Origin of the sequence: Pseudomonas sp. LP_7_YM (genome assembly GCF_004364435.1) — a bacterium.
GTDB lineage: Bacteria > Pseudomonadota > Gammaproteobacteria > Pseudomonadales > Pseudomonadaceae > Aquipseudomonas.
The window spans coordinates 313,263-330,130 of the sequence record NZ_SOCT01000002.1; the positions used below are offsets into that span (position 1 = coordinate 313,263).

Consider the following 16,868-nt stretch of genomic DNA (forward strand, 5'->3'; position numbering starts at 1 on the left):
TGTGTCAAGTTTGATTCTGGCGATTGCGCCGGGCCTTGAAATGCTACACATCATTGACTGATCGGCTAAGCAAAACGTTTGCGATGAGTCTCGGATGATCTATAGAACACTTCTGCCACATGCGGCTACGCGCACCAGAACGACAAAGCTGTCGTAGCTACACTCTGTATTCTGTTCGGTTTCGCAGTCTGCTGGTAATTGACCAGGCTTTTGCCCTGGCTACCGCCGGCGGTGCACTCGGGTAGTGCATGCGGCGTGTTGATTGGATCCCGGCCCGGTCGAACCTGGATATCACCCACGCTTCAGCGTTATAGCGCATCAATTGCCGGGTACTATCTCCAAGACGGTCAAAAGAGTCAACTGTGGAGCGCTATTCATTTCAATGGCCAAGACAAATACTGTTTTCTTGTACGAAGGTTCCGAAAGTTTTAATAACCAGCATTATCCTGGAACTTTCTTAATCATATACAGATTTGTCCGGACAGAAATTCAGCTGATCAGATCCCATGGAAATCAAGGACAGCTGATGAACGTGAATGTACTCGGATGCCTGCAGTGAGTGGGATATGTAGCAGAGATAAAAACGGCCTTGCGGGTAGCAAGGCCGTGCCTGGGACTTCTCAGTGGGTACCTGACCAGTATTTCCAAGAAGCCACCGGGTGGCGTGTGAAAGGTATAAGCAACTGAGCCATGGGTCAATTGCGATTATCGGCCAGTCGTTCGATAATCGCCCAAAGAGCCCTTGCCGCAGTCTTGAAAAGAGACGAGAGCGGCGCTACAGACGGCCTCCATGGCCACGACGAACGGTGTCGGTATGAACGATCAACTGCGCAATTCCTTTGCCTCACTTGCTCCGCCTATCGTGGCGTCCCCCGCAAAGCGAATCCAGGCCCTGACGGGTGATCCGGATTTCATGACATCACTGGCCCGCGGGCTAGCGGTCATTCACGCCTTTCAGGAGCGCAAGCGTCATCTGACCATCGCGCAGATCAGCCACCGAACCGAAATCCCTCGCGCTGCTGTCAGGCGTTGCTTGCATACACTGATCAAACTTGGCTATGCGACCACTGATGGCCGCACGTATTCGCTGCTGCCAAAGGTCCTGACCCTCGGCCATGCCTACCTGTCTTCGACGCCGCTGGCGGTTTCTTCACAGCCGTATCTGGATCGTATGAGCAATCAGTTGCACGAGGCCTGCAACATGGCGACCCTGGAAGGCGATGACATTCTTTACATTGCCCGCTCGGCGACAACTCAGCGACTCATCTCCGTAGACCTGGCCGTGGGCGGGCGTTTGCCGGCTTATTGCACGTCGATGGGACGAATTCTTCTGGCCGCGCTGGACGACGTGTCCTTGCAGGAGTACCTCGATCACGTGGACCTGCAACCCAAGACCAGCCGTACCTTACGCACCGTCGAGGCGCTGCTTGAATGCCTGCAACAGGTGCGTCAGCAGGGCTGGTGCGTCGTTGATCAGGAACTCGAGCAAGGCCTGCGCTCGATTGCCGTGCCGGTTTACGATGCTTCAGGGCAGGTGCTGGCGGCGCTGAACGTCAGCACCAGTGCGGCGCGGGTTAGCCGGAACGAACTGGAGCAGAAAGTGCTGCCAATCATGCTCGACGCCAGCCGCGATCTGAGCACGCAATTATTTACCTGACGTTCGTCCTGAAACTCTTTGTTCGGTTATCGCACACATAGTCGATTATCGGATTGTTCCGTTGCACGCTCAGGCATAACCTCAATTTCATCACGGCGCAGATCGACTTAGTGCGCCATTCGCGATTGAGATGTTGAACCTGGAGCACCCCATGGCTGAAATTCTTTCCCTGCACGATGCCGTGAAGCAATTCGTCAATGATGGCGACAGCGTTGCGCTGGAAGGCTTCACTCATCTGATTCCAACAGCTGCAGGCCATGAAATCATCCGTCAGAAGAAGAAAAATCTGACGCTGGTCCGCATGACTCCCGATCTGATCTATGACCAGTTGATCGGTGCAGGCTGTGCGAAAAAGCTGATTTTCTCGTGGGGCGGTAATCCCGGTGTCGGCTCGCTGCACCGCTTGCGCGATGCCGTTGAAAAACAATGGCCGCAGCCTATGGAAATCGAAGAACACAGCCATGCCGATCTGGCTAACGCTTACGTCGCCGGGGCTTCGGGACTGCCCTTCGCAGTGCTGCGTGCGTATGCCGGTTCCGACCTTCCTAAGGTCAATCCGCTGATCAAATCCGTCACGTGCCCGTTCACCGGCGAGGTGCTGGCTGCCGTGCCTGCGGTGCGTCCCGACGTGACCGTGATTCACGCGCAGAAGGCCGACCGCAAAGGCAATGTATTGCTGTGGGGCATTCTCGGTGTACAGAAAGAAGCGGCGCTTTCTGCCAAGCGTTGCATCGTCACCGTTGAAGAAATCGTCGATGAGCTGAACGCGCCGATGAACGCGTGTGTGCTGCCAACCTGGGCGTTGACTGCAGTGTGCGTCGTGCCGGGCGGCGCACATCCATCCTACGCCCACGGTTATTACGAACGAGATAATCGCTTCTATCAGGCGTGGGATCCGATCGCTAGGGATCGTGAGGTATTTACCGCATGGATCGACGAGTTCATCCATGGCACTCGTGATTTCAGTGAGTTCCAGAGCAAGCTGACCCGCGCTTCGGAGGCAAAATAATGACGTACACCACCAGTGAAATGATGACCGTGGCCGCCGCCCGCCGCTTGAAGAATGGCTCGGTCTGCTTCGTTGGCATCGGGCTGCCATCCAAGGCGGCCAATCTTGCCCGCTTGACGTCGTCACCCGACGTGGTGTTGATCTATGAGTCAGGCCCCATTGGTGCCAGGCCCAATGTACTGCCGCTGTCCATTGGTGATGGTGAACTGGCCGAAACCGCTGACACCGTGGTGTCCACCAGCGAGATTTTCCGTTACTGGTTGCAGGGTGGTCGGGTGGACGTCGGTTTTCTGGGCGCAGCGCAGGTGGACCGTTTCGGCAACATCAACACCACCGTGGTAGGCGATTATCACAACCCGAAAGTGCGCTTGCCGGGTGCAGGCGGCGCGCCTGAAATAGCAGGCTCGGCCAAGGAGGTGCTGATCATTTTGAAGCAATCCTCCCGCGCCTTCGTCAACAAACTGGATTTTGTCACCTCTGTTGGCCATGGCGAAGGCGGTGATTCGCGTAAACGGCTGGGGCTGCCTGGCGCGGGCCCGGTGGGCATCATCACTGACCTGTGCATCATGGAGCCGGAAATAGGCAGCAATGAGTTCGTCGTGACCACGCTGCATCCGGGTGTTACCCGCGAACAAGTGATCGCCGCCACCGGTTGGGAGCTGCGTTTCGCCGAAAACGTGGTGTATTCCAGAGAGCCCGACGAGCTGGAATTGACCGCTTTGCGTGATCTGGAAGCCCGTACAGCTGCCGCTCATGGTCAGGCCCCGGGAGATGCATGATGCGTGAAGTATTTATCTGCGATGCAATCCGTACGCCCATCGGTCGTTTTGGTGGAGCGCTGGCGACGGTTCGAGCGGACGATCTGGCGGCGCTGCCGATCAAGGCGCTGATGGAGCGCAACCCTGGCGTGAACTGGCAGGAAATCGACGAGGTGTTCCTCGGTTGTGCCAACCAGGCCGGCGAGGACAATCGCAACGTTGCGCGCATGGCCGCATTGCTGGCGGGGCTTCCTGAGACCGTGCCGGGCGTAACGTTGAATCGCCTGTGCGCATCGGGTCTGGATGCTGTGGGCACGGCCTTCCGGGCCATTGCCTCGGGCGAGATGGAGCTGGCTATTGCCGGTGGCGTTGAGTCCATGTCCCGCGCGCCGTTCGTCATGGGCAAGGCCGACACGGCCTTTGGCCGCGGCCAGAAGCTGGAAGACACCACATTGGGCTGGCGCTTCGTCAATCCGCAGATGAAAGAGCAGTATGGCGTGGAGACCATGCCGCAGACCGGTGATAACGTCGCTGAAGACTTCAAGGTCTCTCGCGAACACCAGGATGCTTTCGCCTTGCGCAGTCAGCAACGTGCTGCGGCAGCCCAAGCCAATGGTTTTTTCGCTGAAGAGATCGTGCCTGTGCGCATTGCCCACAAGAAGGGTGAAACCATTGTCGACAAGGACGAGCACCCGCGCGCTGATACCAGTCTGGAGGCATTGAGCAGACTCAAGCCTGTGAACGGCCCCGGCAAGACGGTGACAGCCGGTAATGCGGCGGGACTGAACGACGGCGCCGTGGCGCTCATCGTGGCCTCCGCCGAAGCGGTCAAGAAACATGGCCTGACCCCTCGCGCCCGGGTGTTGGGCATGGCCAGTGCTGGCGTTGAGCCGCGAGTCATGGGGATCGGGCCGGTCCCTGCCGTACGCAAGTTGATCGCGCGTCTCGGTTTAGCCGTTGAGGATTTCGATGTCATCGAACTGAACGAAGCTTTCGCCAGCCAGGGCTTGGCGGTTCTGCGTGAATTGGGTATCGCTGATGATTCACCCAAGGTCAATCCGAACGGCGGCGCCATTTCCCTTGGCCATCCGTTGGGCATGAGCGGGGCGCGTCTGGTGCTGACAGCACTGCATCAATTGGAGAAAACCGGCGGTAACACAGGGTTGGTGACCATGTGCGTCGGTGTAGGACAAGGCCTTGCCTTGGTAATAGAAAGATAAGCGACACACGCCTGAAACCAACCACCCGAATCATCGCTTGCCTCCACGAAAAGGCAACCGATGGCTCGGGTGGTTGTCTTTGTGATGGCTGAGTGTTACTGCTTAAGTCTAACTGTTTCAGGTTATGTCGTAGACTCGACCGTTGTGACTGACCTTTATAAAAATGGGGAAAAAAATAATGACAACGACTCACTACACTGGGGAAGAAAGGAGCAAACGGATTTTTGCGATTGTGGGTGCCTCCTCAGGCAACCTTGTGGAATGGTTCGATTTCTACGTCTACGCCTTCTGCGCCATCTACTTCGCACCGGCCTTCTTTCCGTCCGATGACCCAACCGTTCAGTTGCTCAATACAGCGGGCGTTTTTGCAGCAGGCTTCCTGATGCGTCCAATTGGTGGCTGGTTGTTTGGCCGTGTGGCCGACAAACATGGCCGCAAGAATTCAATGATGATCTCGGTGCTGATGATGTGCGGTGGCTCATTGGTCATCGCGTGCTTGCCGACTTACGCGGCGATTGGTGCCTGGGCGCCGTTTCTGCTCTTGATCGCGCGTCTGTTTCAGGGGCTGTCGGTGGGCGGCGAGTACGGCACCACGGCAACCTACATGAGCGAGGTCGCGTTGCGGGGGCAGCGCGGTTTCTTCGCCTCGTTCCAGTACGTCACCCTGATCGGTGGTCAGCTGCTGGCCGTGCTGACCGTGGTTATTCTCCAGCAATTTCTCAATGCCGATGAGTTGAAAGCCTACGGCTGGCGGATTCCCTTCGTGGTGGGCGCTATTGCTGCGGTGATCTCGCTGCTGCTGCGCCGCTCTCTCAAGGAAACCACCACTGCCCAAGTGCGTCAGGACAAGGACGCCGGCAGCATCGCGGCGCTGTTCCGTGACCATAAAGGCGCGTTCCTTACCGTGCTGGGCTACACCGCCGGTGGCTCGCTGATTTTTTATACCTTCACCACTTACATGCAGAAATACCTGGTGAACACCGTGCACATGGACGCCAAGGTCGCCAGCTACATCATGACCGGCGCGCTGTTCCTTTATATGTGCATGCAGCCGGTGTTCGGCATGCTGGCGGACAAGATCGGTCGCCGCAACTCGATGCTCTGGTTCGGTGGACTTGGCACCCTTTGTACTGTGCCATTGCTCATGACGCTCAAAACCACGACCAGTCCGGTCATGGCGTTCATCCTGATCACCCTGGCCCTGGCAATTGTCAGCTTCTATACCTCCATTAGCGGTCTAGTAAAAGCCGAGATGTTCCCGGTGCATGTTCGTGCATTGGGTGTCGGCCTGGCGTACGCGGTGGCCAACGCGATCTTCGGTGGTTCAGCAGAGTTCGTCGCGCTGAGTTTCAAGAACATGGGTTCGGAGAACATCTTTTACTGGTACGTGACCGGCATGATGGCAATTGCCTTCCTCTTCAGCCTGCGGTTGCCGAAAAAACCGGAATACCTTCACGAAGATCATTGATCCCTCCGCGCGCGTTCGGACTCGGGCGCGCGCTTACCATGATCTTCACTGACATTCATGAAAGTGCTCGATTAGAAGGGAGCTGATATGGCATTCGTACAACTTCAAGACGGTGAAATGTATTACGAGATCGACGGATCAGCGGATGATCAGGTCCTTGTCCTATCCAACTCGCTGGGTACCGATTTGTATATGTGGGATTCGCAAATCGCGTCATTGAGCAAATCGTTCCGGGTCGTGCGTTACGACACCCGTGGTCACGGCAAGTCGCTGGTCACTCCAGGCCCTTACACCATCGAGCAGTTGGGGCAGGATGTTCTGGCATTGCTCGATGCATTGAAGGTTGAGCGGGCGCATTTCTGCGGGCTGTCGATGGGCGGCCTGATCGGCCAGTGGCTGGGCATTCACGCCAGCGAGCGATTGCATAAGCTGGTGTTGTGCAATACCGCAGCGAAGATTGGCGGCGCTGAGATGTGGGGGCCGCGGATCGAAACGGTGGAGCAGGGCGGTGAGCAGGCCATGCGCGAGTTGCAAGCTGGCGCCCTAGGACGTTGGTTTACGCCAGAGTTTGCTCGGGATCATGCCGATAAGGTCAAGGCGGTTACCGATGCATTGGCCGCGACGTCACCAGTGGGCTATGCGGCGTGCTGCGCTGCCGTGCGTGATGCGGACTTCAGCAAGCAGGTGAGTTCGATTGCGGTGGATACCTTGATCATCTGTGGCAGCCGCGACTTGGTTACGACCGTTGAGGATGCCCACTATCTGCAGAATCATATTCACGGTCCGGAGCTTTCGGAGTATTACGCGGCGCATTTGTCCGCCGTTGAGTTGGGTGAGATCTTTGCCCTGCGTGTCAAGGCGTTTTTTTTGAGCTGAGTTGGTGTAGGTCACGACGGCAGCGAAGGCGGCGTGTCATCTAAAGCTTATTTGCCTGACCCAATCGCCTTCGCCACTGTCGCACGGCTCCAGCAGCTCCCACGGGCATGGAGTCAGTCTTGAAATCCTGATCCTGATCCTGATCCTGCTTTTGCTCTTCGTGCGCGCAAGTCCGTACGACACAAATCGCGATCTGGGTGCAGGCCGAATCCACTCGGGTCAAACCGGACACAGGCCTTTTTGGTTACTTTTTCGTGGTCCCCTCCATGTCAGGATAGTTGTCGCTTCTTCATAGATGGAGGGCGTAGGACTGTCACATGAAACAACGCCGCTATTCGGCAGATGAGAAAGCTTGGGTGCTGGAGCAAATGGCTCCTCCCATCAGCCGTACTGTGGTTGAGATGGCCAAGCAGACGGGGATTACTGAGGTCACATTGAGGTATTGGCGTAAAGAGGCCAAGGCCCAAGGAGTGCAGATGCCGGGGACAGGTAAGCGTAATGGGCGCTGGAACAGTGCCGATAAATTCAAGGCAGTGCTGCAAACCGCTACGATGAGCGAAGCAGAGGTCTCCGAATATTGCCGCAGCTCAGGTATTTTGCCCGCCGACCTGGTCTTGTGGCGCCTAGCCTGCGAGAAGGCCAATACTCCCGCGCAGCAGGAGCCTGCCAAAGATATTCCATCGATCCAGCGGATCAAGGAGCTGGAACGCGAGCTACGACGCAAGGACGCGGCGCTGGCAGAAACGGCAGCACTATTGGTGTTGAGAAAAAAGGCCAATGCGATCTGGGGCACGGGCGAGGACGAATGACCAGCGCCTCAGATCGCAGAAGTATTCTTGCGTTGATTGATACTGCGGTGCGAGCAGGCGCACGTCAGAGTGCTGCTTGTAACGAGTTGGGCGTCTGCATTCGTACGATCCAGCGCTGGCATCACCAGTTGCAGGATGGCAGGCCCGGTGCATGCCGTTCAAAACCTGCCAACAAACTCAGCGACAGTGAGCGTTTGGCCGTGCTGCAAGCTGCCAACCGACCGGACTGCGCAGGACTGACCCCGCATGAGATCGTCCCTAAATTGGCAGACGAAGGCGTGTACCTGGCTTCAGAATCGACGTTCTATCGTGTGCTCAAGTCTGCCGGGCAAGCCCATCGTCGAGGACGCTCGCGCAAGCCAAAAGCTCGACCGTTGACGACTCATCGTGCAGACGGCCCTAACCAAATCTGGTGTTGGGATATCACTTGGCTGCCGAGCAACATCAAAGGCCGCTTCTTCTACTGGTACATGGTCAAGGATATCTACAGCCGCAAACTGGTCATGAACGACGTCCATGAAGCTGAGAGCGCTGATCACGCGGGCGTGTTGATGGAGCGCGCCTGTCTGCGTGAAAAGATCCTCCCGGACAAGTTGATACTGCATTCGGATAACGGCAGCTCTATGAAAGGCGCAACGATGCTCGCTGCGCTGCACGACCTTGGGGTGTTGCCCTCATTTAGTCGCCCACGAGTCAGCAACGACAATGCTTATGCTGAAGCGCTGTTTCGTACAGCCAAGTATTGCTCTCGCTGGCCACAGCGACCGTTTGAATCACTGGATGAGGCGCGTCGGTGGGTGATGGAGTTTGTTGCCTGGTACAACGATGAGCACCTTCACAGCGCTCTAAAATACGTCACACCTTCGCAACGTCATAAAGGGCACGACCGCTTATCACTGGAGAACCGAGCGCACCTGTACCTTGAAGCTCGTCGTCGTAAACCAGAGCGGTGGGCCGGGAGTGTTCGTAACTGGAAGCTACCTGACCATGTCTACTTGAATCGGGAACGTGAGCCTATAAACAGACAAACTGCTTGAGACTGACGCGACAACTACATTGACACACACCGGGTCCGACAATTCGGCTTTTACAAAAAGTGATCCGCTCTAAAAGCGCAACCGAGATAAGCCCCAACGCAAACACGGATATACACGCACCAGCGTCCACACCCAGCATCCATAAAAAACCCACCATAAGGTGGGTTTTTTCAGCAAATGCCAATCAGAACATCCGCATCGCTGGAACATCACCGGAGGTTGCCTTTTTCTCGGCTGTCTGGTTTTGCTCGTACCAGCCGCCGCCCAGCGCCCGGTACAGGTTCACCTCACTGTTCAACTGTGAAAGACGGTCGGTGATCAACGACTGCTGCGCACTGAACAACTGACGCTGAGCGTCGAGAAAGGTCAGGTTGCTGTCGATCCCGATGCGATAGCGACGCTCAGCCAGGCGGTAGTAATCCTGGTTGGCATTGACAAAGTCGTTCTGTGCTTTGAGCTGATCGGTGAAGGTCTTGCGAGCAGCCAGACCGTCGGAGACTTCCTGGAAGCCCGTCTGAATCGCCTTCTCATAGTTGGCGACACCGATATCCTTCTGGATCCTGGAATAGTCCAGACTCGCACGCAGGCTGCCGGCATTGAAGATCGGCAGGTTGATCTTCGGCTCGAACAGCCAGGTGCCAGAACCGCCCTTGAACAGGCCGCTCAAATCACCGCTGGCAGTCCCGGCACTGGCGGTCAGGCTGATGCTCGGGAAGAACGCTGCACGTGCTGCACCGATGTTGGCGTTGGCAGCTTTCAGGCTGTGTTCGGCCTGAAGGATGTCAGGGCGGCGTTGCAGCAGTTCCGACGGCAGCCCGGCAGGCATCTCGTTGAGCATGTCCGCGCTCAGCGGTTGCGAGGCTGGCAGGTTGGCGGGCAGCCCGGTACCCAACAGCAGGACCAGGTTGTTTTCATCCTGCGCGACCAGACGCTGGTACTGGGCCAGTTTGACGCGGGCGCTTTCCACCGAGGTACGCGACTGCGCCAGCTCCAGCGCAGAGGAGACGCCAACTTCGCTGCTGCGCGAGGTCAGACGCAAGCTTTCTTCAAAGGCACCGAGGGTGTCCTGAGTCAGCTTCAACAGCTCCTTGTCCGCCTCCCAGTTCAGATAAGCGTTAGCGACGTTGGCCACCAGGCTGATCTGTGTACTGCGGCGGGCCTCTTCGCTGGCGAAGTAGGTCTCCAGAGCCTGTTCGCTCAGGCTGCGCACGCGACCGAAAAGGTCCAGTTCATAGGCGCTGACGCCCAGGCCCACCGAGTACTGGCTGGTGATACCGGAACGGCCAGTCTGGGACAGGTCGGCCGGCACCCGCTGACGGGTGCCTGTGGCATCGGCGGCGACGCCCGGGAACAGGTCCGCGCGCTGGATGCGGTACTGCGCCCGATAGGCGTCGATGTTCAGCGCGGATACACGCAGATCACGATTGTTCGCCAGAGCGGTCTGGATCAACTGCTGCAGCGCCGGATCGCGGAAGAACTGCCGCCAGCCTTGTTCGACCGCTGCCTGGTTTGGCGCGTCGGCCGGCGAATACGCCGGCCCCTGCGGGTACTGGGCAGCCACAGGCGCTGCCGGTTGCTTGTAATCAGGGATCAACGAGCAGCCGCTCAAAACGATAGCGGTCACTGCCAGAGAGATCAGGGACTTGCTCATTGGCCAGCCTCATCGTTTGGGATGTGTTTCTGTTTGCCTTTAAACAGCGCGGATACCGTAACGAAGAACAGCGGCACCCAGAAGATTGCCAGGATCACAGCAGTGATCATACCGCCGATTACCCCGGTACCAATCGAATGCTGACTGCCTGCACCGGCGCCCGACGAGATGGCCAGCGGGACCACACCCAGGATGAACGCCATGGACGTCATCACAATTGGACGAAGACGCATGCGGCATGCCTCGATGGTCGCCTCGACCAGGTCTTTGCCTTGTTCGTGCAGTTCCTTGGCGAACTCGACGATCAGAATGGCGTTTTTCGCTGCCAGACCCACCGTGACCAACAGACCCACCTGGAAGAACACGTCGTTGGACAGACCGCGCAGGCTCGTCGCCATCAGCGCACCGATAACACCCAGTGGAATGACCAGCAAGACTGCGATCGGGATGGACCAGCTCTCATACAGTGCGGCCAGGCAGAGGAAGACCACCAGAACCGACAGCGCATACAGAGCCGGGGCCTGGGAGCCGGACAAGCGCTCCTCATAGGACAGACCGGTCCAGGAAAGACCAACGCCTGCGGGCAGTTTCTTGGCCAGTTGCTCGATCTCGGCCATCGCCTGACCGGTACTGTAACCCGGCGCCGGCGTACCCAGGACTTCCTCGGCCGGCACACCGTTGTAACGGGACAGCTTCGGTGAGCCGAACACCCACTCGCCACTGGCGAACGAAGCGAACGGCACCATTTCGCCTGCGGTGTTGCGCACGTACCATTTCTTCAGGTCTTCCGGCGACATCCGTGCGTTGGCTTCACCTTGCACGTACACCTTTTTCACCCGACCGCGGTCGATGAAGTCGTTGACGTAGTTACCACCCATCGCGATGGAGAGTGTGGTGTTGATGTCCGAAAGGCTGACGCCCAGTGCCTGAGCACGTTCATCGTCGATTACCAGTTGGTACTGCGGTTCATCGCTCAGGCCGTTGGGGCGAACGCCCGCCAGCACTTTGCTCTGCGCCGCCATGCCAAGCAGCTGGTTACGGGCTTCCATGAGTTTGGCGTGACCCACACCACCCTGATCCTGCAGGTAGACGTCGAAACCGGTGGCGTTACCCAATTCCAGTACCGCCGGAGGAACAACTGCAAAAGTCATCGCATCGCGGAAACCGAAGAAGTGTTTTTGGGCACGACTGGCCAGACCGAACACGCTGTTGGACGAATCACGGTCTTCCCAAGGCTTGAGCATGATGAACGCAAGACCGGAACTCTGGCCACGACCGGCGAAGTTGAAGCCGTTGACCGTGAACACTGAGTTCACCGCACTGGATTCTTCCTCAAGCAGGTACTTACGCATGTTGTCGATGACGACCTGTGTACGTTCGGCCGAGGAACCCGGCGGCGTCTGGACCTGAGCGAAGATCACGCCCTGGTCTTCTTCTGGCAGAAACGCACTCGGGATGCGGGTGAACATCCAGATGGTGCCGCAGATGATCAGGAAGTAGCCCAGATAGGCCGGAATCTTGTGCTTGATCATGTTGCCAACACCGCGTTCGTAGCTGAGTACGCTGCGGTCGAAGGTGCGGTTGAACCAGCCAAAGAAGCCACGTCTTGGTTGACCGTGTTTTTCGTGATCGATGGGCTTGAGCAGGGTGGAACACAGTGCCGGGGTGAAGACCAGCGCCACCACGACCGACAGCGCCATGGCCGAAACGATGGTGATGGAGAACTGCCGGTAGATCACACCGGTGGAGCCGCCAAAGAATGCCATTGGCAGGAGAACCGCCGACAACACCAGGGCAATACCGACCAAGGCTCCCTGGATCTGCTCCATGGACTTGATCGTAGCGTCGCGAGGCGAGAGTTTCTCCTCGGCCATGACCCTCTCGACGTTTTCCACCACGACGATGGCATCGTCCACCAACAAGCCGATGGCCAGAATCATGCCGAACATGGTCAGGGTGTTGATGGTGAAACCGGCCGCGGCCAGGATGCCGAACGTACCGAGCAATACAACCGGCACGGTCATCGTGGTGATGATGGTGGCGCGGAAGTTCTGCAGGAACAGGTACATCACCAGGAACACCAGCACAATTGCCTCACCCAGGGTGTGAACAACCCCCGAGATCGACTCTTGAACCACTGGCGTGGTGTCGTACGGGTAAACCACTTTCATGCCGGGCGGGAAGAAGGGCTCCAGCTGCGAGATAGTGGTGCGGATCGCTTTTGCCGTGTCCAGCGCGTTGGCGCCGGTGGCCAGCTTGATCGCCAGACCCGATGCAGGCTTGCCGTTGAACTGGGCGTCGATGCTGTAGTTCTCACCACCCAGACCGACTTCTGCCACATCTTTCAAGCGAACCTGAGAACCGTCCTGATTGACCTTGAGCAGGATATTGCCGAACTGCTCGGCAGTCTGCAGACGGGTCTTGCCGATGATGGTGGCGTTCAGCTGCTGGCCTTTGAGCGCAGGCAGACCGCCGATCTGACCGGAGGACACCTGAACGTTCTGCGCGGTGATCGCGGTTTTGACATCTACCGGAGTTAGCTGAAAGTTATTCAGCTTGGCCGGGTCCAGCCAGATACGCATCGCGTACTGAGCACCGAAAACCTGGAAGTCACCCACACCGGAAGTACGCGAGATCGGGTCCTGCATGTTCGACACGATGTAGTTGGACAAGTCTTCCTTGCCCATGCTGCCATCTTCGGACACCAGACCGACCACCATCAGGAAGTTCTTCACCGCCTTGGTCACGCGAATACCCTGTTGCTGCACTTCTTGCGGCAGCAGCGGGGTCGCCAGGTTGAGTTTGTTCTGCACCTGAACCTGCGCGATGTCCGGGTTGGTACCCTGGTTGAACGTCGCGGTGATGGTCATGCTGCCGTCGGAGTTACTTTCCGAGGCGACGTAGCGCAGGTTGTCGATACCGTTGAGTTGTTGCTCGATCACCTGAACCACGGTGTCCTGTACGGTCTGCGCGTTCGCACCTGGGTAGGTGACCTGAATCGCGATGGCCGGTGGAGCAATGGCCGGGTACTGGTTGATCGGCAATTTGAGGATCGAGAGCGTCCCCACCAGCATGATCACGAGGGCGATCACCCACGCGAAAATAGGCCGGTCGATAAAAAATTTCGACATGAATTACTCCCCTTTGCTGCCTGCGGCTTCATCAGTTGCCGGGGCAGGGGCCGGGTTAGCTGCATTGACGTTCGTCGCCTCGGTGACTTTCACTTCGGCACCGGGTTTGACGTACTGCAGGCCTTCGGTGATCACGCGATCGCCTGCGCTGAGGCCTTTCTCGACCAGCCAGTCGCTGCCGATGGTGCGATTGGCGACCAGCGTACGGGTTTCAACCTTGTTGTCCTTGTTGACCACCATCGCACTCGGTGTGCCTTTGAGATCGCGGGTTACGCCCTGTTGCGGCACCAGAATCGCATTGGCTGCGACACCGGTCTGCAGACGTGCATGGACAAACATTCCAGGCAGCAGCGTGTGGTCTGGGTTGGGGAAAACCGCACGCAGGGTCACAGAGCCTGTGGTCTGATCGACCGAAACTTCCGAGAACTCCAGCTTGCCGTCAACGCCGTAGACGCTGCCGTCTTCGAGCACCAGTTTGACCTTGGCGGCGTTCTCGCCCGCCTTCTGCAACTGACCGCTTTCCAGTTCGCGACGCAGCCTGAGCATGTCCGACGATGACTGGGTCACGTCGACATAGATCGGATCGAGTTGCTGAATGGTTGCCATGGCATCGGCCTGGGCACTGCTCACCAGCGCACCTTCCGTTACCGAGGAGCGGCCGATACGACCGGAAATCGGCGCATACACCTTGGTATAGCGCACATTGATTTCGGCAGTCTGGACAGCGGATTGTGCTTCGCGGGCACTGCCCACAGCGGTGTCGTACTCCTGACGGCTAACGGCCTGCTCGTTGATGAGCTGCTTATAGCGTCCCGCCAGCGAGTTGGATGACTGGAAGGTGGCCTTTGCGCTGTCGAGGGTCGCTTGATACAGCGCCGGGTCAATCTGATAGAGCTGCTGCCCAGCCTTAACGTCAGCCCCTTCGGTAAACAAACGCTTCAGGATGATCCCGTTGACCTGCGGGCGCACTTCAGCAATGCGGAACGCAGTGGTTCTGCCTGGAAGTTCGGAGGTCAGGGTGTAGGCCTGGGTTTTCAGAGTGACGACGCCGACCTGAGGGGGCGGTGGTGCAGCGGCCGCTTCTTCCTTTTTACTGCATCCGCTGAGCAGCGATGCCAGGGCGACGGCAGTGACCAGTACGGTAACAGCTGGCTTGAATTGCATGAAGATCCTCGGGTCAGGAGCCTGCGCTCATGAGAAGTGGAAAGGGCGTTAGAAAAGTTCCGGCTGGATAAGTAGCAAGCTAATGAATATACTTACGTTCACGGTTGTTTGTAAACACCCAAGGCTGCGACACTCGTACGCACTGTGGGCATTGATTGTAAATCCGGGACAAGGCAATACAAAGGCCGCCCGACATGCTGTGCAGGCGACTCGACCGGAGAGCCTGAAGCATTTTCATTGAGGTTTTACTGCCATGGTTCGTCGTACGAAAGAAGAAGCTCAGGAAACACGCAGGCAAATTCTGGAAGCTGCCGAGCAGGCTTTTTACGATCGCGGCGTTGCCCGTACGACTCTGGCAGACATCGCCGCGCTTGCGGGGGTGACGCGAGGGGCCATTTATTGGCACTTCAGCAACAAGGCCGATTTGGTCCAGGCGATGCTCGACAGCCTCCATGAGCCCCTGGAAGAAATGGCACGCGCCAGTGAAAGTGCCGAGGAAACCGACCCGCTTGGATGGACGCGAAAGCTTCTGATTCATTTGTTTCAACAAGTTGCTACGGACCCGAAAACCCGACGCATCAATGAAATTCTTTTTCATAAATTCGAATTCACCGATGAAATGTGTGACATGCGGCGTCAGCGTCAATACGTCTGGCTCGACGCCAATGAACGTATCGCCCTAGGGCTGGGCAATGCGGTGCGCCAAGGGCAATTACCCGCTGACCTGAACCCCCGCCATGGTGCCGTCTGTCTGCATGCCTATGTGCATGGCATACTCGGTCAGTGGCTGTTGGTTCCAGAAAGCTTTCAGCTCTCCCAAGACGCCGAGCGCCTGGTGGACACTGGTCTGGATATGCTCCGCTACAGCCCCGCCCTGCGAGATCCTGCTCCCGTAACGAATACCTGAACCGTCTGAGAATATCGCGTAGATACCAAAGTAGGTGTCAGGCATTTGCGCTTTGCACTTCAGACAGCCGACTATAACCGTGTGGCGCTTAGCCTGCATCTATACATTTGTTGCAGCAGCCTGAACAGGGTATTTACTTAGCCTTTACTCAAATCCTGATGCGTGGTCGGGACATGACAGCCTGATGCGCGAGCCTGCTCATTTCTCTCATTTCTCTCATTTCCCTCATTTGACCCGCGAAAACTTCCCCTTTGCTGCCTCCCGGCTAAGCTTGCTCGCAAATCAACAAGAACGAGGGATACGCGATGTCGGTGGTTTCGAAGTGTGAAAGGTGGAAAATCCTGTTAGTCGCCGCTCTAGCCTGCATCTGCGCAGGTCAGGTGCAGGGGGCGCAAGAGGCTCAGGAAGCGGCGGCGGCCAAAGGTCTGCTGGAAAAGGCCGTCGCCCATTACCGGCAAGTGGGCGACACGGCGCTGGCCGAGTTCAGCCGCCAGGGTGAGTTCGTCGATGGCGAACGCTATGTCTTCGTCACCGATACCAAGGGGATGATGCTCGCCAGTGGCGGGCCATCTGCGGCGCTGATCGGGCGCGACATCTCTTCGGTGCTTGACCCCGCGCTGCAGCAAGCCTTCAAGAATGCGCTGCAGACCCCGGAGGCTGCCGGTATCCAACAGGCCGAGTACCGCTGGCAGAACCGGAACGACGGTAAGGTCGAGCGCAAGCGCGTCTATTTCCAGCGCGTGGGCGATCGCATCGTCGCCGTGGGCTACTACCTGCCACGGGCGACGCCTGAGCAGGCCAGGGCTTTGCTGGACAAAGCGGCAAACGCGCTGCAACAGGATGAGAGGGGCACCCTTGAGGCGATCAACAGCCTTAAAGGTGGATTCCTGCAGGATGACCTGTATGTGTTCGTCGTTGATATCGACAGTAAACGCTACGTCGCCCACGGTACCAACCTGCGTCTGGTCGACACCGACTTCAGTCAGGTCAAAGACCCTGAAGGCAAGCCGGTGGGAAGTCCGATGCTGGAAATGGTCGGGAAACAACCGCAAGGCGAACACGAATACCGCTGGCGCAATCCGGTGACCGGGAAGATCGAGCAGAAGCATGCGTACATGCGCAAAGTCGGACATTTCCTGGTGGCAGTGGGGTATTACAGCGGCTGACTCTCGGACTACTAA

Annotated in this window: 11 protein-coding genes and 1 pseudogene; 9 read left to right on the forward strand and 3 right to left on the reverse strand. The window is 57.6% G+C overall.

What is annotated here, in order from left to right:
• The first annotated feature begins 814 nt into the window (after positions 1–814).
• From pcaR to EC915_RS06505, 7 genes and pseudogenes are all read left to right on the forward strand, one after another.
• Positions 815–1,657, forward strand: coding sequence for a pca regulon transcriptional regulator PcaR (gene pcaR, locus EC915_RS06475; RefSeq protein WP_133750157.1), 843 nt, complete (start codon positions 815–817; stop codon positions 1,655–1,657).
• Between the two features lie 151 nt (positions 1,658–1,808).
• Positions 1,809–2,666, forward strand: a complete 858-nt coding sequence (locus EC915_RS06480) for a CoA transferase subunit A (protein ID WP_133749706.1) — start codon at positions 1,809–1,811, stop codon at positions 2,664–2,666.
• Complete coding sequence (locus tag EC915_RS06485; protein WP_133749707.1) at positions 2,666–3,445, forward strand: CoA-transferase subunit beta; 780 nt, start codon at positions 2,666–2,668, stop codon at positions 3,443–3,445. Before EC915_RS06480 ends, EC915_RS06485 begins: the two co-directional genes overlap by 1 nt.
• Positions 3,442–4,644: a 3-oxoadipyl-CoA thiolase gene (pcaF, locus tag EC915_RS06490; protein ID WP_177413354.1), complete on the forward strand. Its 1,203-nt coding sequence runs from the start codon at positions 3,442–3,444 to the stop codon at positions 4,642–4,644. The genes EC915_RS06485 and pcaF overlap by 4 nt, the downstream gene beginning before the upstream one ends.
• 178 nt (positions 4,645–4,822) lie before the next feature.
• The gene (locus EC915_RS06495; protein WP_133749709.1) at positions 4,823–6,112 is read left to right on the forward strand and encodes an MFS family transporter; all 1,290 of its coding nucleotides are present in this window, start codon (positions 4,823–4,825) and stop codon (positions 6,110–6,112) included.
• Between the two features lie 87 nt (positions 6,113–6,199).
• Positions 6,200–6,988, forward strand: a complete 789-nt coding sequence (gene pcaD / locus EC915_RS06500) for a 3-oxoadipate enol-lactonase (RefSeq protein WP_133749710.1) — start codon at positions 6,200–6,202, stop codon at positions 6,986–6,988.
• A gap of 317 nt (positions 6,989–7,305) precedes the next feature.
• A pseudogene (locus tag EC915_RS06505) lies at positions 7,306–8,834 on the forward strand (IS3 family transposase).
• A gap of 184 nt (positions 8,835–9,018) precedes the next feature.
• Here EC915_RS06505 and EC915_RS06510 read toward each other — a convergent pair.
• From EC915_RS06510 to EC915_RS06520, 3 genes are read right to left on the reverse strand one after another with little or no spacing between them, the layout of a single operon-like run.
• Positions 9,019–10,485 carry an AdeC/AdeK/OprM family multidrug efflux complex outer membrane factor gene (locus EC915_RS06510; protein ID WP_133749711.1) on the reverse strand — a complete coding sequence of 489 codons (1,467 nt, stop codon included), beginning with the start codon at positions 10,483–10,485 and terminating at the stop codon, positions 9,019–9,021.
• Complete coding sequence (locus EC915_RS06515) at positions 10,482–13,616, reverse strand: efflux RND transporter permease subunit (protein WP_133749712.1); 3,135 nt, start codon at positions 13,614–13,616, stop codon at positions 10,482–10,484. The genes EC915_RS06510 and EC915_RS06515 overlap by 4 nt, the downstream gene beginning before the upstream one ends.
• A 3-nt stretch (positions 13,617–13,619) precedes the next feature.
• The gene (locus EC915_RS06520) at positions 13,620–14,780 is read right to left on the reverse strand and encodes an efflux RND transporter periplasmic adaptor subunit (protein WP_133749713.1); all 1,161 of its coding nucleotides are present in this window, start codon (positions 14,778–14,780) and stop codon (positions 13,620–13,622) included.
• Positions 14,781–15,033: 253 nt separating this feature from the next.
• Between EC915_RS06520 and EC915_RS06525 the strand changes: the two genes are divergently transcribed.
• On the forward strand, positions 15,034–15,687 hold the full coding sequence (locus tag EC915_RS06525; RefSeq protein WP_133749714.1) for a TetR family transcriptional regulator: 654 nt from the start codon (positions 15,034–15,036) through the stop codon (positions 15,685–15,687).
• 305 nt (positions 15,688–15,992) lie between these two features.
• On the forward strand, positions 15,993–16,853 hold the full coding sequence (locus EC915_RS06530; RefSeq protein WP_133749715.1) for a cache domain-containing protein: 861 nt from the start codon (positions 15,993–15,995) through the stop codon (positions 16,851–16,853).
• The last annotated feature ends 15 nt before the right edge of the window (positions 16,854–16,868 follow it).

What these genes read in the sequence shown, in the direction of transcription:
- pcaR (WP_133750157.1), top strand. Translation starts at nt 815, where the DNA reads ATGAACGATCAACTGCGCAATTCCTTTGCCTCACTTGCTCCGCCTATC.
- EC915_RS06480 (WP_133749706.1), top strand. Translation starts at nt 1,809, where the DNA reads ATGGCTGAAATTCTTTCCCTGCACGATGCCGTGAAGCAATTCGTCAAT.
- EC915_RS06485 (WP_133749707.1), top strand. Translation starts at nt 2,666, where the DNA reads ATGACGTACACCACCAGTGAAATGATGACCGTGGCCGCCGCCCGCCGC.
- pcaF (WP_177413354.1), top strand. Translation starts at nt 3,442, where the DNA reads ATGATGCGTGAAGTATTTATCTGCGATGCAATCCGTACGCCCATCGGT.
- EC915_RS06495 (WP_133749709.1), top strand. Translation starts at nt 4,823, where the DNA reads ATGACAACGACTCACTACACTGGGGAAGAAAGGAGCAAACGGATTTTT.
- pcaD (WP_133749710.1), top strand. Translation starts at nt 6,200, where the DNA reads ATGGCATTCGTACAACTTCAAGACGGTGAAATGTATTACGAGATCGAC.
- EC915_RS06510 (WP_133749711.1), bottom strand. Translation starts at nt 10,485, where the DNA reads ATGAGCAAGTCCCTGATCTCTCTGGCAGTGACCGCTATCGTTTTGAGC.
- EC915_RS06515 (WP_133749712.1), bottom strand. Translation starts at nt 13,616, where the DNA reads ATGTCGAAATTTTTTATCGACCGGCCTATTTTCGCGTGGGTGATCGCC.
- EC915_RS06520 (WP_133749713.1), bottom strand. Translation starts at nt 14,780, where the DNA reads ATGCAATTCAAGCCAGCTGTTACCGTACTGGTCACTGCCGTCGCCCTG.
- EC915_RS06525 (WP_133749714.1), top strand. Translation starts at nt 15,034, where the DNA reads ATGGTTCGTCGTACGAAAGAAGAAGCTCAGGAAACACGCAGGCAAATT.
- EC915_RS06530 (WP_133749715.1), top strand. Translation starts at nt 15,993, where the DNA reads ATGTCGGTGGTTTCGAAGTGTGAAAGGTGGAAAATCCTGTTAGTCGCC.